The sequence below is a fragment of the Brumimicrobium sp. genome (assembly GCA_023957385.1).
Taxonomy (GTDB): domain Bacteria; phylum Bacteroidota; class Bacteroidia; order Flavobacteriales_D; family Crocinitomicaceae; genus Brumimicrobium.
In genome coordinates, this window is the sequence record JAMLGZ010000001.1 from 1,929,182 (window position 1) to 1,951,788 (window position 22,607).

Below are 22,607 nucleotides of genomic sequence, written 5' to 3' on the forward strand. Positions count from 1 at the left end.
CTACGTTTTTAAAGCCCTATTACCTGTTTTCTTGGTTTTTTTCAAAGGTTTCCATCAAGGTAAGGAAATCATCGAAGAGATAATTCGCATCTTCAGGTCCAGGACTGGCTTCAGGGTGATACTGAACGGTAAAGCAGGGATATTTTTTATGTCTTAATCCTTCGTTTGTTCTGTCGTTTAATGCGATGTGCGTTTCGATTAAATCAGTTCCTTTCAACGACTCTTGGTCAATCGCATATCCATGATTTTGAGCAGTAATACTTACTTTATTTGTTCTCAAATCTACCACAGGGTGATTACCTCCACGGTGTCCAAACTTCAGTTTATAGGTTTTTGCTCCGCACGCCAAACCGATTAATTGATGTCCCATACAGATACCAAAAACTGGTATTTTTCCAAGTATTCCACGTATCATATCTAACGCATACGGATAATCTTTTGGGTCACCAGGACCGTTAGTTAACATCACGCCATCGGGTTTCATTAACAGAATATCTTCTGCTGATGTGGAATGAGGAACAACGACAATGTCACAATCCCGTTTTGACAATTCTCGAATAATGCCTAATTTCGAACCAAAATCTACTAATACTACCTTAAACCCTCTTCCTGGACAAGCATACGCTGTTTTTGTAGAAACGTGTTCAATCAAGTTGGTTGGGAAAACGGTTTGTTTTAGTTCGGAAATTACCTCCTCTGTATTTATCGTTTCATCTACTATTTTTCCTTTCACCGTTCCTTTATTGCGCAACACCCGCGTCAATCTTCTGGTATCAATTCCTTGAATACCCGAAAGATTTTTTCGCTTAAAAAACTCGTCCAAATTCATTTGATTTCTGAAATTGGAAGGAAATTCACACAATTCCTTTACGATAAGTCCTTTGATGGCAGGAGAAATACTTTCAAAATCATCTGGATTGATGCCATAGTTACCAATCAATGGATAAGTCATGCATACTATTTGACCACTATATGACAAATCCGATATCACTTCCTGATACCCTGTCATTCCCGTGTTAAAGACTACCTCGCCCGAGATTTCATTTTCTACGCCAAAACCAGTACCGTAAAAGATTTCACCAGATTCTAACACTAACTTTTTTTTCATTTATCTAATAATTAAGCAAAAAAAAACGAAGCCTTTTGGACTCCGTTTTTATTAAAAATAATATCTTATAAATAGCGATTTCGTTTGACGACAAAACATATAGTTGCTATTTCTCTTTTTCACGGCAACAAATTTAGTTGAAAGTTTTTGAAAAATAACTTTTTCTTTAAAAAAAAAATATACACTTTCATTTTTTCAGGTGTTTAACAAAAAAAAAACAGATGAATTAATGGTGTTTTTTAACCTGAGTTCGATTATTAAATCCGATAGCTATCGGATTGCGTTTAGGTTAATATTAATACATCCATCGTTCCCACCACATTTGAAACATCAGCAAGTACCATATTTTAACACCGTATTCCGATTTTCCATTCATAAAACGTATTTTTAAACGCTCCACTTCTTCGGGGTTAAAGATTCCTTGGGTTTTAATTCTGTCTGTTGAGAGATAATCATCTATTCGTGAACGCCAATCTTCCCGCATCCACTTTTCAATAGGAATAGCAAACCCCATTTTTGGTCTGTCCATCAATTCTTTAGGAATATGTTTATAGACAATCTGCCTTAAAATATATTTCTTTATTCCATTGTTGTACTTGAAATTATCAGGTAATTGCGCAGCCCATTCCACCAATTTATGATCTAAGAATGGCTCTCTCCCCTCTAAACTAAAACGCATTGTTGCTCGATCCACTTTTGTCATAATATCATCCGGCAAATACGTTTGAAAATCAATAGCCTGCATATAGCTCAGCACTGAATAATAGGTTTTTTCTAATTCTGTACTTTGATAAGCCGTTTTCAACGAATTTTCACGTTGGAGAACTAATCGATTCATTTCCAATTCATTAAACTGTGATGACAAACTCCACATCATTTGTTCAGGAGACGGATCTTTCAGCAAATACTTCAACTTTTCATAGCGGTTGGCAAAGTTGTACTTATTTTTCAAAAAGGGAATTTTCTCTGCCTCCATTTGTTCCATTGCAACACTCATCAATTTCCGAAGCACTTTTGGCGTTCTGTTTAATAGTTTGCCATATTCTAGTAGATAATCATAGCGATTATACCCTGCAAAAAGTTCGTCTCCTCCATCCGCACTTAATGCAACCGTAACATGTTGTCTGGCTACTTTGGCTACTAAACTTGTTGGAATAGCGCTACTATCGCCATAAGGCTCATCATAATAATAAGGCAAATCATCAATAAGACCAATGGCCTCTTGGTGAGAACATTCCATTTCTGTATGCTCTGTTCCTAAGTAATTAGCTATCGTTTTTGCATACGGGGCTTCATTTAGTCCACTGTCAGGAACGGCTATTGTGAATGTTTTTAATGTTCGTTGTTCTGCCTTTTGAAGAATAGAGGCTACTGCAACACTGTCAAATCCTCCACTCAAAAAGACTCCTACCGGAACATCGGAAACCATTCGCAATTGAAAGGATTCTTTCATAAGCTCTTCTGTTCTCAAAAGTGCTTCTGAAAACGAAATATCTAATTTAGGCTGATTATAGGCATCATACACCGACCAATATTGCCTCTGTTCTAAGTCAGTCGAATTTTTTTTTAATTCATCAAAAGAAAAATGTATCAAATGACCAGGTTGTAATTTAAATGTATCTTCAAAGATGGTGTATGGAGCAGGAATATTCCCAAATTGTAGATAGAGCTCCACCGATGCTTTTTGAATTCGTTTTTGAAATGTGGGATGAGAATAAAATGCTTTCAGTTCACTAGCAAATAAAAACAATCCATCTTTGAAATAGTAATAAAATGGCTTAACTCCAACACGGTCTCGCACACAAAAAACGTCTTTCTTTTTATTATCAATAATAACAAAAGCAAACATTCCTCTAAACTTGTTTAAGCAAGCTTCTCCCCATTGTTGATAAGCGTGAAGAATCACTTCTGTATCGGAAGAGGAAACAAAAGAATGTCCTAATGTGATGAGTTCTTTCTTTATTTCTCTATAGTTATAAATTTCACCGTTAAAACAAATCCAAAATTCTTCCCACCTCATAGGTTGAGTTCCCCCCTCAGAAAGATCAATAATTGATAACCTGCGATGACCTAATCCAATTGAAAAGTCTGTTAATGTATAAAAAATATGATTTCCTCCATCTGGTCCTCGATGTACCATAGTATGAGTCATTTTTTCGAGAATAACTTCAGTTGAGGTGTTTTGTGCGTCAATAAATCCAGTAATTCCACACATCTTATTGTTTTATATCTTGTTTCTTCACATTCATGTATCTATTCACCTGTTAATTAAAAAGATAATGTATGTTAATCACACCTCAGATGAGTGAATTAATAACTTCTATCCGTTTCAAAATTAATTAAAATGACTTTTATAGATTCTATATTATTTTTTTTAACATTATTTTTTCTAAAACAGGAAGCTTTTTTTTCAATTTAATTAATTTTAACGGATGAATCAAAAGTATATGTATTGTCTTACTTGTACCGATGCACATTCAATATCGCAAATATTAGATAAAAGTAAATGGGTTTACTCAATTTTTTAACACAAGAAATGGCTATCGATTTAGGTACAGCCAATACACTAATTATAATAGACGACAAAGTAGTTATAGATGAACCATCTGTTGTTGCCAAAGACATTCAAACAGGAAAGGTTGTAGCTATTGGTAAGAAAGCCCAGCAGATGCATGGAAAAACCCATAAATTAATAGAAACGGTGTGGCCGCTTCAAAATGGGGTAATTGCAGATTTCCAATGCACCGAGCAAATGATGAGAGGCATGATCAGAATAGCACAACAAAAACGAAGTATTATTAATTCATCTATTCGCATGCTGATATGCATTCCATCTGGGATTACTGAAGTAGAAAAAAGAGCAGTACGTGATTCGGCGGAACATGCTGGTGCAAAAGAAGTATATATGATTCATGAGCCCATGGCTGCTGCAATAGGTATTGGGATTGACGTAGAAGAACCTATGGGAAATATGGTTATAGACATTGGAGGAGGTACTTCTGAGATTGCTGTTATAGCATTGGGAGGAATTGTGAGTGATAAATCTATTCGTATTGCAGGAAATGAATTTACTGCCAATATTGAAGAATACATGAGAAAACAACACAATATATTAGTAGGAGAACGAACAGCAGAACAAATTAAAATTGAAGTTGGAGCTGCAATACCCAACTTAGACAATCCTCCTATTGACTTTGCTGTTCGAGGTCGTGATTTAATGACGGGGATTCCTAAAGAGATAACTGTTAGCTACGATGAAATAGCTTACTGTCTAGATAAATCTATTTCTAAAATTGAAGATGCTGTTTTAAGTGCGCTTGAACAAACACCCCCAGAGCTTTCCGCTGACATATATAAAACAGGTATTTACCTTGCTGGTGGAGGTTCTCTACTGAGAGGCCTTGATAAACGAATATCATTAAAGACTAAATTACCTGTTCATATTGCTGAAGATCCATTAAGAGCCGTTGCAAGAGGTACAAGCATAGCTCTAAAAAAAATCAATCATTATCCTTTTATTATAAGAGATTAAAATATCCTAGCACTTTTACTTGCTAAAATTAATCTTATTACTATTTTTGCGCCCGGAGTAAGTCTTATACGACCAGCTCCCTCTGAATCCCCCAGGATGGGAACATAGCAAGGGTATGAGGTTGTAGCGGTGCGATATGAGTAGCTTACTCCACTTTTTTTTGTATTTAGTCTATCACAAAAGAGATTCTCAAAACTAAATCGGAATATAAATTTTTTGAAGTAACTCCTTATATTCTTTCTCCACATCACTATTTGCTGTAATCCCTCCTCCACTTCTAAATAGAAAATCTTCCTTTCTTTTCTCTATAAATCGAATAGCTACTGCTGAATCCACATTGTATCCATCAAATATCCCAAATACACCCGTATAATAGCCTCGTTTTTGCCCCTCTACAGCTTGAATGATTTCAACGGTTTTCTTTTTAGGTGCACCACTTATTGAGCCTGCAGGTAATATCTTAAGAAATCGCTCTCCAAAATCTAACTGCCAATTCTCAGGCAAAGTACCAGAAATCGCTGTGCTAGTTTGTAATATTTCTCCTTTATGGGTTTTGATTTTATCAATAAATCTAAATTTGTCCACTTGAATGTTTTCTGCAATAATAGACAAATCGTTACGCATTAAGTCAACAATCGTATGGTGTTCCCACGCTTCTTTTTCATTATCTAACAACTGTTGCTCTGCATGAGGTAAAGTGGCGTCTATCGTTCCCTTCATAGGATAGGTAGAGATTTTATTTCCTGTTATTTTAACAAAACTTTCGGGTGAAAAAACAACGAAATCATTTTTAAAGAGCAATTTATAGGAAGCTTTACTCTTATGGAATATTTCCTGTAAACTCAAATTGGTATGAATAGGAGTTGGAAATGTAAGGTTCGTTAAATAAGTATCACCATTTTTTAAGTGTTCGACTACTCTATTTAATTTAGATGAGTATTCTATTTTATTTATAGGGAAGTAATCTAAAACAGGAGTTTTATTAATTACTTCTTCTTGGACATTCGTTTTTCCATTCAAATTGTAAAACACCTCAAAATCTCTTGCTTCATCCAGTTTACATATAAAAGGCTTCTCCATTTCAAAGTCAATCAGAAAAAAATAAGGGATTTTTTCCTTGGTGTAGGTTGACAAAATTTCTGAAAATTGACTTCTGTTCATCTTACAAGCTCAAAAAATTAGTTAGTATTTCCTTCCCATAGGAAGTTAAGAAAGATTCCGGATGAAACTGGATACCATATATAGGTGAAGTTTTATGTTGAATTGCCATTATAAGCTCCTTTGAATAAGCCGTGATTTCTAATTCTTCTGGGAAATCAGTTGTAGAAAGCACCCACGAATGATATAAGCCAACGGAGAAAGAAGTTGGCAATGAGTCAAATAAATCATTTTTTTGCGTTACCTCAATAGTATGTTGTTGTCCATGAATCACATGATCTAAACGTGTGAGTTTCGCTCCGAAATACGTCCCAATAGCTTGATGCCCAAGACAAATTCCAAGTAAAGGTTTTCCGCTTGTCAAACAATACTCGATTACATCTTTTAAAATAGGGTAATCTGCTGGAGTCATGGGACCAGGAGATATTGCAATATGTGTAAAAGAAGTTAAATCCTCCGATCTTAATTCCTCAGAATTTATGACCTGAAAATTACAATTTTCTATTCCACGCAACAAATCAACGATATTAAATGTAAATGAATCGTTGTTATCTATTAGTAATATGTTTGCCTGTTGTGTAATTTTCTGACTTTAAAATATCACAAAAATAATATTTAACTACATCAAATTGTTTTCCTAGAACTTGAAAAATACGTATTTATTTTTTATTTACCATTCATTAAATTACATATACTATTCATACACTTATACTTACGTTTTGTCAAATTAAATAATTCTAAAAAATATTAAATAAAGTTTGTTTTAAAGTCATAACTATCCGAAACTTTTTCAGAAAATCATATTAAAAATTAAAAAACCGAAACAGTCTTCTTAAATTTGAAAATCACGACAAAATTCAAATGAAATGGGACTGTTTCGTAGGAACAAAAATAACAATAAGCCTGTAATTCGTCAAATTATTGACTTAATTCCTCAACATTTATTAGCAAGAGTTATTCAACAGCATAATTCTGACAAGGGATGCCATAAATACAAGACTTATGACCAACTTGTTGCAAATTTGTTCGGACAGCTGTCTCGATGTAGTACTTTAGAGGATATTTCTGTTGGTATTGGTGTGTCGAAAACCTTTATTCGGGACTTAGACTTAAAACAAAGTCCTGCAAAATCAACGATGAGTGATGGGAATAAAAAACGTAGCCACAAAGTCTTTGAGAGTCTGTATATGAGTTTGTTAAGCTACTACGGTAATTTATTGAAAAGACATACTCATCGAAAAGTAGTAGAAGAAGTTAAAAATCAAACTATTCTTCTTCGTGATAGCAGTACAGTTAGCGTGTGTCTAGGGCTTTTTGATTGGGCAAAGTTTCGGACAGCAAAAGGAGGAATTAAAATCCATACGCAATGGGATGAGGCGATGATGATGCCTAACCTTGTGAATATCACTAATGCATCTATTCATGACAGAAAAGGATTTGAAGAAATTGTTTTCCCAAAGGATACGATTATTGTTGAAGATAAAGGATATTGGGATTTTAACATCATTAAAGCTAGGGTGTTGTCCCAAAATGTTTTTGTTACAAGAATAAAAGAAAACACTGTTTATGAAGTAGCTGAAGAATTAGATCTTCCAGAAAATGAGGATCAACATATTTTAATAGACGAGATTATTTATTTGACAGGACAAAAAGCAAAAGAAGTTGGGATAAATCAAATGAAATTCAGAAAGGTTGTAGCCTACCATGAAGAGAAAAATACAACGATAGAAATTATAACTAATAATCTTTCTTGGAAAGCTTCAACAATTGCAGAACTATACAGAAGGCGTTGGGATATAGAAACTTTCTTCAAGCTTTTAAAACAAAATCTCAATGTCAAAACTTTTATAGGAACTTCTGAAAATGCAGTAAAATCACAAATATTTATTGCATTAATTACCTATTTACTACTTGAACTTTTACGAAGAGTTGGGGTGTCAGGGAAAACGGCTTTTTCAAACTTTGTAGAAAAAATAAGAATTTGTCTGCCATTCTATCTTTCCTTAGATTATGTTATAAATACTATCCGACCGATTGTCCAAAAAGCAGAGAAACCTCCTCCAGAAGATGATTTGTGGACAACGGTACAACTCCAAATGTTTTAACTGTTTGACTTTTTTTCTCACATTATGATTATTGACTATTACAAATAGGACGATACAGGATGTTTTGTATCAAATTTTAAAAAACTTTCGGATGAATGTGTTTTAAAGTAAAATAATAGATATATTTGTCATGATTTAGGTGGTTAAGTTAGGTTGATTGCGAGAGGGGAAAACGCCTGTTTTTCTCTCTCGTTTTTTTTTATCCCTTCCTACCGACTATATTATTCCAAATTATTTTAATTGTTCAAAAAAAAAGAGATTTATACGAATTGAATCACAACTTTACTTTATATTTGTACCCCGTAGTTACAAAATAAAATAAAATGTCAAATTCAACAAAATACATTTTTGTAACGGGCGGGGTTGCTTCTTCACTAGGAAAGGGAATCATTTCAGCATCGTTAGCAAAACTTCTTCAGGCCAGAGGCTATTCTGTCACCATTCAAAAAATAGATCCTTACATCAATGTGGACCCTGACACATTAAATCCGTATGAACATGGGGAATGTTATGTAACCAATGATGGCGCTGTAACCGACTTAGATTTAGGTCACTATGAACGTTTCCTAAATGTCCCAACCTCAAGTGCGAATAGTGTAACTGCGGGTAAAATTTATCTTTCGGTAATTGAAAAAGAAAGACGTGGAGAGTATCTAGGAAAAACTGTCCAAGTAATCCCTCATATTACAAATGAAATTAAAGAAAGAATTCAAATCTTAGGTAAGAGTGGAAAATTCGATATTGTTATAACTGAGATTGGTGGAACCGTTGGAGATATTGAATCTCTACCTCATATTGAAGCGATTCGCCAAATGCGATGGGAATTTGATGAGGATTGTATTGTAATTCACCTTACTTTAATTCCATATTTAAGTGCTGCTGGAGAATTAAAAACAAAACCTACTCAACATGCTGTAAAGCAGCTATTAGAATTAGGAGTTCAACCTGACATTTTATGTTGCCGAACAGAACATCACTTAGATATGCCTTTGCGCAAGAAAATCGCACAATTTTGTAATGTCACACCTGAAGCTGTTATAGAAGCTATGGATGCTCCTACAATATATGATGTTCCAATTATGCTGCAACAAGAAGAGTTAGATGAAATCGTTCTTAAACAGCTTAATTTATCTAGAAAATCTCTTCCGAACCTTGACTCTTGGAAAAAGTTTTTATATGATTATAAAAATCCGACCTCTGAAATTACTATTGGCTTAGTTGGGAAATACGTTGAATTACACGACGCTTACAAATCAATTACGGAAGCATTTATTCATAGTGGAACCGAAAACCTATGTAAGGTTAATATTGACTGGATTCACTCAGAGAAAGTAACTAAACAAAATGCTAAAGAAATATTAGGTCATCTTGATGGGGTTTTGGTTGCTCCAGGGTTTGGTTCACGTGGCATTAATGGAAAAATAGTAGCTACACAATATGCTCGAGAAAACAATATACCTTTCTTAGGAATTTGTCTTGGGATGCAATGTGCTGTAATTGAATTTGCAAGAAATGTAATTGGCTGGAATGATGCTAATTCATCTGAAATGTCACAAGACACTAAACACCCTGTGATTTCAATGATGGATGAACAAAAGGCTATTCTCGATAAAGGAGGAACTATGCGTTTGGGACAATTTAAATGTGAGTTAAAACCCAATACAACAGTTTATGATGTTTATAGAAAAGACACTATTCAGGAACGTCATCGCCATCGTTATGAATTTAATAATAAATATATAGCAGATTTTGAAAGTAAAGGAATGAAAGTTACAGGAACCAATCCTGAAACGGGACTTGTAGAGGTGATAGAAGTTGAGAAACATCCTTGGTTTGTTGGAGTTCAATATCATCCAGAACTTAAAAGTACTGTTGAAAATCCACACCCTTTATTCGTAGGTTTTGTTAAGGCTGCAATGGATATTAGAAACAATTCTACTAAAGATAAATTTTAACAGTTTGCTTTACAATTGAATTTGTATCTTTGCACTTCTTTTATTAAAAATAGAAAATAATTTAGATGGATAAAAATACACTCATTGGTTTAGGATTAATAGGACTTATTTTAGTTGTCTTTACATTTTATAACCAACCTTCAGGCGAAGAATTAGATAAATTAATTGCTCAACAAGAACAAGCTGACAAAGCTGCTAAAGAGAAAGCTGATAAGCGTACTGATAATAAAGAAACTGAGGCTAATAAGGTTTCTGTGATTGATACACTTTCTTTATCAAATGATAGTATTGTTTCTGCACCCTTAAATACTATTATTTCCTCTCAAGATGCGCAAGAAGAAACTTATTTTCTAGAGAATAATAAAATCAAGGTTATCCTTACCAACAAAGGAGGAGGTGTAAAAAGTGTATTTCTTAAGGAATATCAAACATATACTGATTTTGCTAAGAACAAAGAAGGAAAAGAAATTAATCCACTTGAACTTTTTAATGAATCAGTAGCAACCAACGGATTGATATTCAGCGAAAAAGATAAGGAAATAAATACGAAAGAAATAGCCTTTCAACTGGATAAACAAACCGAAGAATACATCTCTTTTATTGCGAATTTTGGTGAAGATAAAACTATTGAACAAATTTATTACATTACTCCCGACCAATACCATATTAACTATGAGGTTAAATTAAATGGCTTCGGAGAAGTTAAGCCAAATACCGTACTCCTCGATTGGAGGGCTGATTTACTCAAAACAGAGAGATTACTATCTGAGCAAAGAAGACTCTCTACTGTCTTTTTTAAATCGAGTAAAGGGAAGTATGATTACTTATCAGAGATGTCTGATGACGAGGAAAAACTTGAGGCAGATGCTGAATGGGTAGCATTTAAACAAAGCTACTTCTCCTCCGTTATGATGCCCAAAAGTGCATTCTTGAAAGAAGGTTCTTTCTTAAAGATACATAAGATTGGAGAAAATACAGAGAAAGATTCCACACATATCAAGAGTTATACAGCCATTGTGAATTTAGGACTATCTAATACCAATAGTGCAACAGCTGAGATAAAATGGTATTTTGGACCAAATGATTATGACATTCTTTCTTCTTACCAAAATGGTTCTGAGGATATTATAAATTATGGATGGGGATTATTCAGATGGTTGAATATCTATATCATCCAACCTATCTTTGTTTGGTTAGCCAACTTTGGAATTAATTTGGGAATTGCTATTTTATTATTGACTATAATCATTAAACTAGTCCTAACTCCTATCCAATGGAAAATGTATGCTTCTTCTGCCAAAATGCGAATTTTGAAGCCAGAAATTGATGAGTTGAACAAGAAATATCCGAACAAGGAAGATGCTATGAAGAAACAAATGGAGATGATGACGCTCTATAAAGAATCAGGTGCCAGTCCTCTAGCTGGATGCGTGCCTATGCTTATTCAAATGCCTCTTCTATTTGCCGTGTTTAGATTTTTTCCTGCTACGTTTACTTTGAGGCAACAAGGATTCTTATGGGCCGAAGATTTATCTAGCTATGATTCTGTTTGGGACTTTGGATTTCATATTCCGTTGTATGGTGACCATGTGAGTTTATTTACTTTGTTAATGGCTATTACGACTTTCTTCTATACAATTTTGAATAACAGTACAATGGCACAACCAACTCAGCCAGGTATGCCTAATATGAAAATAATCATGTATATTTTTCCATTCATGATGATTTTCTTCTTTAACAATTATTCTTCTGGATTGAGTTTTTATTATTTTATATCTACTTTGATGTCTATTCTTACAATGATTATGATTAAGAAATTCTTTGTAGATGAAGAGAAATTAAAAGCTAAAATGGCTGCAAAGAAAGCAGATGCACAACAATCTGGAAAGAAGGCTGGAAAATCTAAGTTTCAAGAAAGATTAGAACAAATGCAGAAGGCTCAACAGGAAAAATTAAAGAATAGAAAATAATTTTTTTGGACAGTCATATATTATAACGTATCTTTAAGATATGTTAATAGAAATAAATAACCATAATATTGATTATCGTCTTATTGACGATATTGTGAAAGAGCTAAAGAAAGGTGAAAATATTATCTATCCTACTGACTCTGTATACGCTATTGGTTGTGACTTAAAAAATAAAAATGCCTTAGCAAAACTGGCAAAGTTCAAAGATGTAAAACTTAAGCATGCACGATTTTCTATCATTTGCAAAGATTTAAGTCAAGTACAAGAGTATGTAAAACTCCTTCCCCAGCCTACTTTTAAGCTTATGAAAAGGACGCTTCCCGGTCCATATACCTATATCTTGAATGCATCTAATGAAGTAACCAAACTTTTTGAGACTAATCGTACTGAAATAGGTATCCGTATTCCAGATAATAATATTCTTTTGGCAATTATTGAAAAACTTGGAAATCCATTGGTAACAACATCTTTACACAATGAAGAAGATGAATATTTAGAATATTATACTGACCCTTATAAAATATATGAACAGTTTGACGATCAGATAAACACAATTATTGATGGAGGGTATGGTAAAGTTGAAGCTTCTACTGTAATTGATTGTACGGGAGATGAGCCTGTATTGATTCGTCAAGGAGTTGGAGAAGTATAGTTTAATCCAATTTGCATTTAGAATAAGATATTGATTATCTACCTTAGTTTCCAAACTTTAATTTTTCTATCATCACTAATTGTAGCAAACATATTTTCGTCAATTTTAGCAATACGATTAACTACGTGTCGATGCCCACCTTGTCGAAATTCAATTTTTTCAATAATTGATAAATCTTCTGCATTCCATAGTTTGATGCTTTTATCAAAGCTAACTGATACAATTTTTGTTTTATTATCCAAAAATGCTAAATCATATACAGCAAAATTATGAGCTGGAATATTGAGTAAACGCTTCTCATCTCTCCAATTCCATTTTCGAATATAAGCATCCTTCCCTCCTGTGTATAGATTTTCATTATCAAATAAAGCACAATTCAATCCATCTTCATGTGCTTTAAAAGAGTAGACAACATTAAAGAAATTGGTTTCTAACACTCTTACGACACCGTCTTGTCCACATAAAACGAGATGACTTTCATCTTCATTCAAGGAAATCTCCCTGATTTTACCACAAGCAAATGGAAGAGTTATTAGTAAATCCAAGGTGTTTCCATCCCAAGCACAAAAAACCCCATCTTTATCAGTCGTATAAAACTGATTATTTTTACTACAATACTTTACTGAAAATACGGCACTCTTATGATGTTGGATGAGCTTTATCTCCTCTTTCTTAGCTAGATCTATTACATGAATCTCTCCCCTATTATTTCCTAAAACTAATAGATTTGATGTGGGAGAATAATCTATATTGTAAACAGAGAAATCAGATTTAATTGAAAAATTAGTTTGTTGTCCTGTTGTTACATCCCATTGTGCAACAAATTTGTCGGCACTTGAAGTAAATAGAAATCCATCCTGATAGATAATATCATAGATTGCCCCGTTATGGCCAACTATAGTTTGGATATTGTCAAGATATTTTGTTTTTTGTATCAAAACTATTCTCCATCATCATCTGCTTCAGGATCATCTGAATCGACTTGTTTTAATCTTGCTGCATAATCAGCTGGTAAACTTTCGAAAAATGTATCACCTCTTAATCCTATACGTAAACATTCCAAAGGAATAACTTCGTTTGGAGCAATATTTCCAAGATTCACATCTGCACCAAATAATTTTATAAACCAAACTTGCTGGTTTTTCTGAGGAGCTTCCCACAATATATTTTCTGGTTTTACCTTTGCGATAATTTTATTAATCAGCATAGTATGGGCTGTTCCATTAGGTCTAAACACTCCTACGTTACCACTTTCTCTTCCTTCAGCAATAACTTTCCAAGAACCAGCACTTAATTCATTGCTCATCATTTTAATCCATCTTCCTGGAGAAATTAGAATACCTGAGTCTTTTGAGCCAACTTCAGAAAGAACTGTTCTATTTTGTGATAAGGTTTGTATGATTTCGCATTTTTCATCGTGAGGAATAATGATACTTCCGTCAGAAACTTCTACCAAATCAAGGTCATATTTATCTAACATTCTTTGATAATCATTAAAGATACCTCTTGCATAGAAGGCTTCAAATAATGTTCCTCCAAAATATGGACGAATTCCATTGTCTTTATAGAGTTTAATCTTTTCTTCAAGTTTATTTGTTATGAAGGCAGTACCAAAACCTAATTTAACTACATCTGTAAATTCTCCATTTGCTTCTATAAAGTTTTCAGCTTCTCTTAGACTTAATCCCTTATCCATCATCATGGTGATACCTTTGTTTCTAGGTTTGCTCTCTCTATTAGGGATGTATGTTAATTCAAAATTATTCATTATTTATTTCGTTTTTTAAATTCTTCCATTAGGTTCCAAAAGTAAGATTCTTCTTTCATTTCAGGGAAAAATGAAAAGAATTTTTTTGCATATTTAATGTCTTCTTGTAGTAACTCATCAAAAATCAGTAAAGACTCTGTTTGGTCACCATTTTTCCATTTTGCATAGCAATATATAATTTTAGCTACTCCTTTATTATCCATTAGTGGATGGTCAAACGCTCCTAAGAGTTGCTCTATACTTTCATTATTTAAAAGATGTAGCAAATATTCTTCAATGATATTATCATCAAAAGGAGCTAATTCAAATGCATTTTTGTAAGCCTCCGATGCCAATTCCATTTGAAAATCACTCTGATAAATGTCCCCTAGTGTTTCCCAATACTCTGGATTGTTGCCGTCTATATCGATAGCTAGTTTAATCTCTTGAATTGCTCTTGGAAACATTCCGAGAAGTTTACTTACTATAGCTCTTCCTAGCCAGGCTTCTCCTAAGTTTGGCATTAACTCGCAACTTTGAGAATAATAATCATAAGCAGCTTCTAGATCTCCTAATTCTTCGTGACATTCACCGATTGAACATAATATGATAGGGTCTTTGTCATCAATCTCGAGGCATTTATAAAAACTCTCTAAAGCCTCTTCAATGTTGTCAGCATCAAAATGAGCGGTAGCTAGGCTATACAATGCTGGAATAAAATCCTCATGAATCACAATTGTGTATTCATACGCCCAAATAGCTTTTTCTGAATTACCAATCTTTGAATACGTGTTTCCTAAATTATACCAACTCATGTAAGAATATGGGTTATCATCTATATAATCTAGAAAGCATTGAACAGCTTTGTCATATTCATTTAGTTTTTCATAACAATGTGCTATTTCATATACGATAGATTCACTTATGCCAATATCATTAATCGCTTGTTCCAATAAGGAAATAGCCATTTTATATTCTTCTTTCTTTTCTAATTCAATTGCAAAATCTATAGCCACATCTTCTTTTTCTTCTAACCCAGCCACTTCATAAGCTTTTCGATAGTATTTTATAGATAAGTCACTATTCTTTAACTGACTATAGCATGTAGCCAATCCTACTAGCACGTCTAAATTTAAAGGCTCTAATTGCTCTATCCGCATCAATATTTTAAGCGCAATGGTAAAGTCACCCTGAAGCGAATGTATTTGAGCTAGACGTATAGAGAATAAACTATTTTGTGGGAAATGTTCTAATGACTTTTCTGTCAACCACATTGCTTTCTTTATTTGATTTGAAATTAGCAAATGATCTAAAAGAAATTCGATATTTTCAGGGTCTAGATAGGTGTAATTATCGTTAATATACATTGCATCTAGAGCAGCGAGCTGCTCATGAAAGTCAGCCTCAAAATTATCGTCATTTTCTTCGTCAAACATGTTACTAATTTACAAAATTATTCACCACCCACCTACGATTCTATTAAGGAAAATATTAACATATGAAAGTTTAATACAGAATACTCAATAATTCCACATCAAACACAAGCACAGTATTAGGCTTAATACCATTCGCACCTTGTTTTCCATAAGCGTATTTAGAAGCTATTAACAATATTCCGCTTCCTCCTTCTTTAAATTGAGGAATACCTCTTGTCCATCCTTCTATTACATTTCTTAAATTAAAGGAAATCCCTTCTTCACCGCTTTGATCAAATACACTATTATCAGTTGTGTATCCTTTATATCTTACTAGTACATTATCCTTGTCTTTTGGATGATTACCTGTTCCTTCTTGGATTGAAACATAATATAGGCCTTTGATTATCTCTTTTGCATCTAAATTATATTCTTTGCAATATGATTCTATTTCTTCTATATCCTTCTCTAATTGCTCTTCTTCCGTAATCCCCTTTTTACAACTCATCATAGATAAAGTGAGTAAAGCAATAAAAACATAGACTATCTTATTCATATACTAATTTTGTGTAAATGTACAAAAAAAAAGAGGACTACAACTTTGTAATCCTCTGTTAAATATTCTAAAATAAACGATTAGAATCTCCAACCTAGACGAACAACAGCATGTGTTCCTAAGTGATTTCTTTTATATGCAGGAGTAACATTCTTTATTGGAGGAATTCCAGTTATTGTTACTTCGCTCTCCGCATCTTTGAAACTTAGAGCGTGAAATCCTAATCCAGCCTCAAGTCCAATGAATACATTTTCAACAAAATAGAAGTCAGCACCTAAAGCTAAAGTTCCACCCATTGAGCTGTATTTTCCTGCTCCATTGTACTTGTAATCTTTATTATAAGCACTTAAAACGGGATCTACTTTATCGCCTTCAGATTTCTGACCACCAAAACCAAAATCAATTCCCAATGCTGCATAAGGATCTAGCTTTTTAGTTCCGATAAAATGATATTCAGCGCCAATTTGTAAAGAAACAGCAGAACGGCTAATCTTTTCAGTACCAACACCTCCAGTTCCATCAGCATTTTCATAATAATTATTTTTATCAGTCATTGGCTTACCAGAACCATCTCCCAATCCTAGTTGAAGGCGAATACCCAATTTATCACTAATAAAATAACGACCTCTTAACGAAGCTGTTCCCCAATTGAAACCATTGACAAGGTTTCCAGAAGTAATCTCAATAGACCAAGGAGTCTCTGATGTAGTTTTTTCAACTTCTGCATACGTTTGTGCATTTGCTCTACCAGCAAATAGCAACGCGATTGCTAAGCAACCAGTCATAACAACTTTTTTCATAGTTTAAATTTAATTAATATTTAAAAAATTATCTCGTTTAACGTATAAATGAAAATTATGTTGTATTAAAGTTCGGTTTTTTTATAAATAAACGGTTGATTTTAATCATGAATGGTTAATTTTAGTCCGTCAAAGGCAGTGTACACGTTGATTGGGAGTTTTTTAAGAATATCTATATTTTTTCCAAAAGAATGAGAAATATGGGTTAAATAACTCTCTTTTGGATCCAAAATTCGAATAATTTCTAATGCTTCTTCTAGATTTAAATGAGAAATATGTGGTTCTTCACGCAAGCAATCTATTATTAAATACTCCACACCTTTTAGTTTATCTAATTCCTCGGGTGAAATAGTTTTAAAGTCGGTTAGGTATGCAAAATTCTCTATACGGAAGCCAAAAACAGGCATTTTATAGTGATACATTAAGATGGGAGTTACAACGGGTCCATTAGGAAGTTGAAAGGGACGATTTTCAATAATATTAAGGTTTACTTGTGGAACTCCAGGGTATTTATGTTCCTCAAAGGCATAATAAAACTCTCGTTTTAAAGCGACACTAACTTCTGTTGAACAATAGAGTTCCATATCTCTTTTTTCAATAAAATTAAATGCTCGAACATCATCCATACCTGCGATATGATCTTTATGCTCGTGGGTATATAAAACAGCGCGTAGGCTCCGTATATCTTCTCGAAGCATTTGTTGTCTAAAATCAGGACCCGAATCAATTACATAGTTTTGTTGATCCCATGATATCAGTATAGAACTCCTTAAACGTTTATCTTTACTGTCAGTAGATGTGCATACAGGGCATTGGCAACCAATAAGTGGTACTCCTTGGGATGTTCCTGAGCCTAATATTGTAACAGTAAAAGTTTCATTCATCTTTTATAATCATAAAGATCCCCCCTTATTCACCTATTATTTTCTTTTTGGTATCGTAGCCAAAAGCGGTGAAATGTCCTAACGCTCCATTTGTCCAGTCTTTAGGAGGGTTTGCTGGCGCAGGCGATGAAGTTGATCCTCCTGCTGTGGCTGATAATCCCAGATAGTATTTAAAAGATTTTTCACTATAAGAGATTAAATCTACACTTACAGAATCACCTATTTTAAATAATTCAAAAATCATAGGTGCTTTTTGTTGATTTCCATCTGTCCAACCATCATCAAATAAATGTAAGTCGCCTACTTTATCTTTCAATGTGTCGTTAACCGTACGGATTGCCCTGTAATAATTAGGTCCAACCGGATCCATAAAAGATAAAAAGGTAACATAACCTTCTCCCATTGGGGTAAAAGGCTCAAAATCTGCTACGATAGAATCGAGAGGAACAACAGGCATTAAGCGATCAGACGAAGTGTATTCTTCTCCCTGAATCTGAACTCTCATTTTATATACGCTATTAAAAACAGGAACGTAGTTGCTCAATAAATAAGTTCCATCGCCCTGATCTGCCAAAGTAGAAGACACTCCATTTTCATCGAATATTTCTACTACAGCACCAGTAATGGAAGGAAATTGAGGTTCATCAAAAACATTAATAGATTTTGAAATTTTCACAAAGACTTCTTCTTTATTAGCATTATATAAAGCTTCTATAACAATTATCGGGTCTGAGTCATGGACTTTTAACTTAATCACTTTTTGACATGATGTAAATAAAACGACCAAGCACAATGACATATATATACATATTTTTCTCATACTATTTAATCTTAAAGTTATAAGTAATCGAAGGGATTATCTTAAATAATGCAGTCTGTACTGCTTCAATATTTCCCTTAGGATTATCTTTATAATCGTCAGTAAAGCGAACTGAAAAAGCATTTTCTCGATTATATACATTATAAATTGAAAAATTCAAACTGTGCTCAAAATGCTTTCGTTCTTTCAAATACCATGTTAATCCAATATCTAAACGGTGATAATCAGGAAGTCTATTTGCATTTCTTTTCCCAATATAAGGAACTTTGAATCCTTCTATCTCATAAATAGCACTAGGATATGTTACCGCATCTCCTGTATAATATACAAAGCTGGCGCTCACATCCAATTTTTTATTAATAGAATACATCAATACTACATTCACATCGTGGATTCTGTCTTGACGAGCGGGAAATTCGGCTCCTTCATCAATTACATCAAACTTACGAAGTGCTCGGGATAGTGTATAATTTACCCATCCTGTGAATTTTCCTTTGATTTTTTTTACCTGAAATTCGATTCCATAAGCCCTTCCCTTTCCATATACTAACTGATTTTCATAGGTTTCATTTAGCATCAATTCGGCCATAGGTTTATAGTCAATTTGATTTTGTAGCCATTTATAATAAGTTTCTACTGAAGTTTGGTACTCATCTTTTTTGAAATTATAATAAAAACCTAAGGCTACTTGGTCACCTATTTGTGGTTTTATATTGTTAGATGTTGGTATATATAAATCCGTTGGACTACTCGTAGTTGTATTTGATAGTTGATGAATATATTGGAAGTTTCTATTGTATCCTAGTTTAATAGATGTAGCTTCTGTAATGATAAAACTAGCAGATGCTCTAGGTTCCAACCCGTGATAATATTTGATAGATTCCCATGATTTGTAGTCTTGGTCTTTGGTAACATTACCCTCTTCATCAAACTCATAGGTTGTTCCTTTACCCATATAGTTAAAGCCAGAATAACGTAAACCATACATTAATGCAATCCTATTTCCAATTTTTTGTTCATTTTGGATATATGCGCCAAGTTCTAGTCCATGTCTATCTTTTAGTTTTATTTCATTTACTCCATAAGCCAATCCATCTCCTTCTAAAGAGCCAGGCTGAAATGTATGGTGTATTCCTACTACTCCAAATTTCAATGTGTTGTTCGTATTTATATAGTAAGTATAATCTTGTTTTAGATTATAATCTGTTATAGACGAATGCATTCCTATTTTCAATTCATTATGGGTAACTGTAAATTTGTAATCGAAGCGACTAAATATAAAGGAAGTGTTCACAAACATCTTGTCACTAATCACAGCATTCCACCTAAGAGTTGCCGTTTTATTTCCCCAATCCAAACTGAAGTCTTTATTAAAATCAAATTTATCTCTTCCAAAATATCCAGACAAATAAATACGGTGCTTTTCGCCAATTTTATAGTTCAATTTAGCATTCACATCATAGAAGTAAAGTTTGGTTTTCTTAAGCATATCTTGTTTGGAAAGTTTTAAGAAAATATCAGCATAACTTCTTCTTCCCGATACTATAAAAGATCCTTTATCTTTCACTATAGGGCCTTCCACGGTTAGTCGCGAAGAAATCAATCCTATTCCCCCTGTGGCCGAATAATTTTTTAGACTTCCATCACGCATATATACGTCCATTACAGAAGAAGCCCTTCCTCCGTATTCAGCAGGAATTCCAGATTTATAAAGGGCAACATCCTTTATCGCATCAGAGTTAAATACAGAGAAGAATCCCATTAAATGCGTAGCATTATATACAATAGATTCATCCAAAAGAATTAAATTTTGGTCCGCACCCCCACCGCGCACGTAAAAACCAGAACTACCTTCGCCTCCCCCTTTTACGCCTGGCGTAAGTTGAAGTGTCTTCATAATGTCTTGTTCTCCAAAAATAACAGGAATTGTTTTGATTTCATCAGGTGTTAGTCGGGTCACCTCCATTTGAGAGGAAGTAATATTATGGTTTCCTTTTTGGGAAGTGATTTTCACTTCTTCTAATTGTTGTACATCTTTTGGGGTAAATAATTCAATATGAATAGTAGTGTCTTTAGAAAAATTCTTGTGAATTTCTAAATTTTCCATTCCTGAATAGCGATAAATCAGTGTGTAATCTCCAGATGGAATCGTAAGGGAATAAAAGCCATATACATTAGTACTAGCGCCTGTATTTGAAAGTTCTTTCACAACTACAGTTGCTCCAAATAAATCTTCACCACTTTTGCCATCGGTAATCCTACCACTGATGGTAATCTTTTGAGCGTTGATTAGCGATATTGTTGAAATGAAAAAAAGAAATAGCGCACAACTAATTCTTAGGATATTTTGCATTTAATCAATTTAATTAATTTAACAATAAATTAGTATTACATTACTTATTTAGATACAAAATTATAAAAATAAGTTGTTATAAATTTATTGTCTAAAAAAGATTGTATTCTATTTTTTTTATATCTTAGCGTTTAAAATTAACAAATTTACTATGACCTATAAGAAAATATACTTGATTTTTGGACTTATCACACTTTTATTGATGGCTAACTCATGCAAAGATGATAACAATTCTAATGGAAATTCAATAAATGATACGATTAAAGAAGTATTTAATCCAGATCGTTCTTTTAATGCTAATTTCGATGGAAAATTATTTTCTATCCCTTCTCCTATACAAACAGCGTTATTGATAAAATCTTTGTCACTCCCATTCAATGAGACATTATTAAACAACAAAGATAACATTAGTAAATATGTTCAAGAAGATATGAAAGCTATCAATTTGGGGGTTTATAGTGCAGACTTAGGATATGTATCTTTATATAACCAAAGCGCGAAATCTATTAACTATATGAGTTTAGTGGAATCTTTAGCAAATGATTTAGGTATTTCTGGTGCTTTTGATAAAAATTTCATTAAACGTTTTGAGAATAATACAAGTAACGAAGATAGCTTATTAGTACTCATCTCTCATGGTTTACGTAAAGCAGATAATTTCTTAAAAGAGAATGATAGAAAGAATATGTCTGCTCTTATCTTAACAGGTGGTTGGGTAGAGTCTATGTATTTAGCTACTCAAATCTATAACTCTTCAAAAAATAATGAGATTTTAATTAGAATTGGAGAACAAAAACAGAGTTTAACAACTATTTTAGAATTATTAGAACGATATAATTCAGACGGAGCGAATGATAAATACATTACTCTTTTTAATGATTTACAAACTTCTTTTTCTCAAATCGAGACAAATTATGAATATATTGAACCAGTAACTGATAAGGCAAAAAAATTAACAACCATTAAAAGTAAAATGACAATTGTAATCTCAGACGAATTAATGACGGAAATTATAGAGAAGATGCAATCAATCAGATCTACGATTGTAATGGGATAATATTTAATTTAATACACACTTCATAACATAACAAACACTTATATGAAAAAAGGATTTATTTTCGGACTTTTATTTATAGCCTTTAGTGCATTCTCAGGATACACACAGGATTGTGATTCTATTTATCGCGTGGTTGAGAAATACATGTCAACATCAAAGGATGGACGTTCATTTGTTTCTGACGGACAAGTTTATGCTGCTTTCTTAGATAATGAAAAAGCAGAATTTAATGCTACATTATATGGAAATTCTTATTATCGTATTGCTGCTTCCGCTGGAACAAAAGATGATTATGCAATTTTCACGATATATGACATAGATGATAATGTTTTATTTACAAATGCTGACCAAGCAAATAGTCCTTATTGGGATTTTAAAGTAGAAAATACCATTCCTGTTCGTATTCAAACTGAATTTGATACAAACAAAAGAATTACAGGTTGTATCATTATGATGATTGGTTTTTTAAAATAACTTTTTAGTTTAGATTTTTTA

The 22,607-nt window shown here is 33.2% G+C and carries 19 protein-coding genes and 1 other RNA gene; 8 read left to right on the forward strand and 12 right to left on the reverse strand.

What is annotated here, in order from left to right:
• Window positions 1-19: 19 nt before the first annotated feature.
• Both carA and asnB read right to left on the reverse strand, forming a co-directional pair.
• On the reverse strand, window positions 20-1,108 hold the full coding sequence (gene carA / locus M9897_08450; protein MCO5268911.1) for a glutamine-hydrolyzing carbamoyl-phosphate synthase small subunit: 1,089 nt from the start codon (window positions 1,106-1,108) through the stop codon (window positions 20-22).
• 295 nt (window positions 1,109-1,403) lie between these two features.
• Entirely contained in the window at window positions 1,404-3,323 is a 1,920-nt protein-coding gene (asnB, locus tag M9897_08455; protein MCO5268912.1) for an asparagine synthase (glutamine-hydrolyzing), read from the reverse strand.
• A gap of 291 nt (window positions 3,324-3,614) precedes the next feature.
• Here asnB and M9897_08460 point away from each other — a divergent pair, with 291 nt between their 5' ends.
• Complete coding sequence (locus M9897_08460; protein ID MCO5268913.1) at window positions 3,615-4,640, forward strand: rod shape-determining protein; 1,026 nt, start codon at window positions 3,615-3,617, stop codon at window positions 4,638-4,640.
• A gap of 55 nt (window positions 4,641-4,695) precedes the next feature.
• Window positions 4,696-4,793: signal recognition particle sRNA small type (ffs, locus tag M9897_08465), an RNA gene on the forward strand.
• A 42-nt stretch (window positions 4,794-4,835) separates the two neighbouring features.
• Here the strand turns inward: ffs and M9897_08470 are convergent.
• Both M9897_08470 and M9897_08475 read right to left on the reverse strand, forming a co-directional pair.
• Entirely contained in the window at window positions 4,836-5,801 is a 966-nt protein-coding gene (locus tag M9897_08470; protein MCO5268914.1) for an aminodeoxychorismate synthase component I, read from the reverse strand.
• A gap of 1 nt (window position 5,802) precedes the next feature.
• Window positions 5,803-6,312 (reverse strand): gamma-glutamyl-gamma-aminobutyrate hydrolase family protein, encoded by a 510-nt coding sequence (locus M9897_08475; GenBank protein MCO5268915.1) that lies wholly within the window; start codon window positions 6,310-6,312, stop codon window positions 5,803-5,805.
• A gap of 352 nt (window positions 6,313-6,664) precedes the next feature.
• Here M9897_08475 and M9897_08480 point away from each other — a divergent pair, with 352 nt between their 5' ends.
• From M9897_08480 to M9897_08495, 4 genes are all read left to right on the forward strand, one after another.
• Entirely contained in the window at window positions 6,665-7,903 is a 1,239-nt protein-coding gene (locus M9897_08480) for an IS4 family transposase (GenBank protein ID MCO5268916.1), read from the forward strand.
• Between the two features lie 323 nt (window positions 7,904-8,226).
• Window positions 8,227-9,858 (forward strand): CTP synthase, encoded by a 1,632-nt coding sequence (locus M9897_08485; GenBank protein MCO5268917.1) that lies wholly within the window; start codon window positions 8,227-8,229, stop codon window positions 9,856-9,858.
• 65 nt (window positions 9,859-9,923) lie between these two features.
• Window positions 9,924-11,828, forward strand: coding sequence for a membrane protein insertase YidC (gene yidC, locus M9897_08490; GenBank protein MCO5268918.1), 1,905 nt, complete (start codon window positions 9,924-9,926; stop codon window positions 11,826-11,828).
• A gap of 40 nt (window positions 11,829-11,868) precedes the next feature.
• Window positions 11,869-12,480, forward strand: coding sequence for an L-threonylcarbamoyladenylate synthase (locus tag M9897_08495; GenBank protein MCO5268919.1), 612 nt, complete (start codon window positions 11,869-11,871; stop codon window positions 12,478-12,480).
• 38 nt (window positions 12,481-12,518) lie between these two features.
• On the opposite strand, the gene M9897_08500 is transcribed toward M9897_08495, so the two are convergent.
• The 8 genes from M9897_08500 to M9897_08535 all read right to left on the reverse strand — a co-directional run bounded on the left by M9897_08500 (window position 12,519) and on the right by M9897_08535 (window position 21,055).
• Window positions 12,519-13,418 (reverse strand): hypothetical protein, encoded by a 900-nt coding sequence (locus M9897_08500; GenBank protein ID MCO5268920.1) that lies wholly within the window; start codon window positions 13,416-13,418, stop codon window positions 12,519-12,521.
• Between the two features lie 2 nt (window positions 13,419-13,420).
• Window positions 13,421-14,248, reverse strand: coding sequence for a phosphosulfolactate synthase (locus tag M9897_08505; GenBank protein ID MCO5268921.1), 828 nt, complete (start codon window positions 14,246-14,248; stop codon window positions 13,421-13,423).
• Window positions 14,248-15,663 (reverse strand): tetratricopeptide repeat protein, encoded by a 1,416-nt coding sequence (locus M9897_08510; protein ID MCO5268922.1) that lies wholly within the window; start codon window positions 15,661-15,663, stop codon window positions 14,248-14,250. The genes M9897_08505 and M9897_08510 overlap by 1 nt, the downstream gene beginning before the upstream one ends.
• Window positions 15,664-15,733: 70 nt before the next feature.
• Window positions 15,734-16,198, reverse strand: coding sequence for an FKBP-type peptidyl-prolyl cis-trans isomerase (locus M9897_08515; protein ID MCO5268923.1), 465 nt, complete (start codon window positions 16,196-16,198; stop codon window positions 15,734-15,736).
• An 80-nt stretch (window positions 16,199-16,278) separates the two neighbouring features.
• Window positions 16,279-16,998: a hypothetical protein gene (locus M9897_08520; GenBank protein ID MCO5268924.1), complete on the reverse strand. Its 720-nt coding sequence runs from the start codon at window positions 16,996-16,998 to the stop codon at window positions 16,279-16,281.
• Window positions 16,999-17,099: 101 nt separating this feature from the next.
• Window positions 17,100-17,882 (reverse strand): MBL fold metallo-hydrolase, encoded by a 783-nt coding sequence (locus tag M9897_08525; GenBank protein MCO5268925.1) that lies wholly within the window; start codon window positions 17,880-17,882, stop codon window positions 17,100-17,102.
• Between the two features lie 25 nt (window positions 17,883-17,907).
• Window positions 17,908-18,702, reverse strand: a complete 795-nt coding sequence (locus tag M9897_08530; GenBank protein MCO5268926.1) for a DUF4249 domain-containing protein — start codon at window positions 18,700-18,702, stop codon at window positions 17,908-17,910.
• Window position 18,703: 1 nt separating this feature from the next.
• Entirely contained in the window at window positions 18,704-21,055 is a 2,352-nt protein-coding gene (locus M9897_08535) for a TonB-dependent receptor (GenBank protein MCO5268927.1), read from the reverse strand.
• A gap of 151 nt (window positions 21,056-21,206) precedes the next feature.
• Here M9897_08535 and M9897_08540 point away from each other — a divergent pair, with 151 nt between their 5' ends.
• Together M9897_08540 and M9897_08545 are read left to right on the forward strand one after the other, a co-directional pair.
• The gene (locus M9897_08540) at window positions 21,207-22,112 is read left to right on the forward strand and encodes a hypothetical protein (protein ID MCO5268928.1); all 906 of its coding nucleotides are present in this window, start codon (window positions 21,207-21,209) and stop codon (window positions 22,110-22,112) included.
• Window positions 22,113-22,154: 42 nt separating this feature from the next.
• Window positions 22,155-22,586, forward strand: coding sequence for a hypothetical protein (locus M9897_08545; protein ID MCO5268929.1), 432 nt, complete (start codon window positions 22,155-22,157; stop codon window positions 22,584-22,586).
• The last annotated feature ends 21 nt before the right edge of the window (window positions 22,587-22,607 follow it).

What these genes read in the sequence shown, in the direction of transcription:
- carA (MCO5268911.1), bottom strand. Translation starts at nt 1,108, where the DNA reads ATGAAAAAAAAGTTAGTGTTAGAATCTGGTGAAATCTTTTACGGTACT.
- asnB (MCO5268912.1), bottom strand. Translation starts at nt 3,323, where the DNA reads ATGTGTGGAATTACTGGATTTATTGACGCACAAAACACCTCAACTGAA.
- M9897_08460 (MCO5268913.1), top strand. Translation starts at nt 3,615, where the DNA reads ATGGGTTTACTCAATTTTTTAACACAAGAAATGGCTATCGATTTAGGT.
- M9897_08470 (MCO5268914.1), bottom strand. Translation starts at nt 5,801, where the DNA reads ATGAACAGAAGTCAATTTTCAGAAATTTTGTCAACCTACACCAAGGAA.
- M9897_08480 (MCO5268916.1), top strand. Translation starts at nt 6,665, where the DNA reads ATGGGACTGTTTCGTAGGAACAAAAATAACAATAAGCCTGTAATTCGT.
- M9897_08485 (MCO5268917.1), top strand. Translation starts at nt 8,227, where the DNA reads ATGTCAAATTCAACAAAATACATTTTTGTAACGGGCGGGGTTGCTTCT.
- yidC (MCO5268918.1), top strand. Translation starts at nt 9,924, where the DNA reads ATGGATAAAAATACACTCATTGGTTTAGGATTAATAGGACTTATTTTA.
- M9897_08495 (MCO5268919.1), top strand. Translation starts at nt 11,869, where the DNA reads ATGTTAATAGAAATAAATAACCATAATATTGATTATCGTCTTATTGAC.
- M9897_08505 (MCO5268921.1), bottom strand. Translation starts at nt 14,248, where the DNA reads ATGAATAATTTTGAATTAACATACATCCCTAATAGAGAGAGCAAACCT.
- M9897_08510 (MCO5268922.1), bottom strand. Translation starts at nt 15,663, where the DNA reads ATGTTTGACGAAGAAAATGACGATAATTTTGAGGCTGACTTTCATGAG.
- M9897_08515 (MCO5268923.1), bottom strand. Translation starts at nt 16,198, where the DNA reads ATGAATAAGATAGTCTATGTTTTTATTGCTTTACTCACTTTATCTATG.
- M9897_08520 (MCO5268924.1), bottom strand. Translation starts at nt 16,998, where the DNA reads ATGAAAAAAGTTGTTATGACTGGTTGCTTAGCAATCGCGTTGCTATTT.
- M9897_08525 (MCO5268925.1), bottom strand. Translation starts at nt 17,882, where the DNA reads ATGAATGAAACTTTTACTGTTACAATATTAGGCTCAGGAACATCCCAA.
- M9897_08530 (MCO5268926.1), bottom strand. Translation starts at nt 18,702, where the DNA reads ATGAGAAAAATATGTATATATATGTCATTGTGCTTGGTCGTTTTATTT.
- M9897_08535 (MCO5268927.1), bottom strand. Translation starts at nt 21,055, where the DNA reads ATGCAAAATATCCTAAGAATTAGTTGTGCGCTATTTCTTTTTTTCATT.
- M9897_08540 (MCO5268928.1), top strand. Translation starts at nt 21,207, where the DNA reads ATGACCTATAAGAAAATATACTTGATTTTTGGACTTATCACACTTTTA.
- M9897_08545 (MCO5268929.1), top strand. Translation starts at nt 22,155, where the DNA reads ATGAAAAAAGGATTTATTTTCGGACTTTTATTTATAGCCTTTAGTGCA.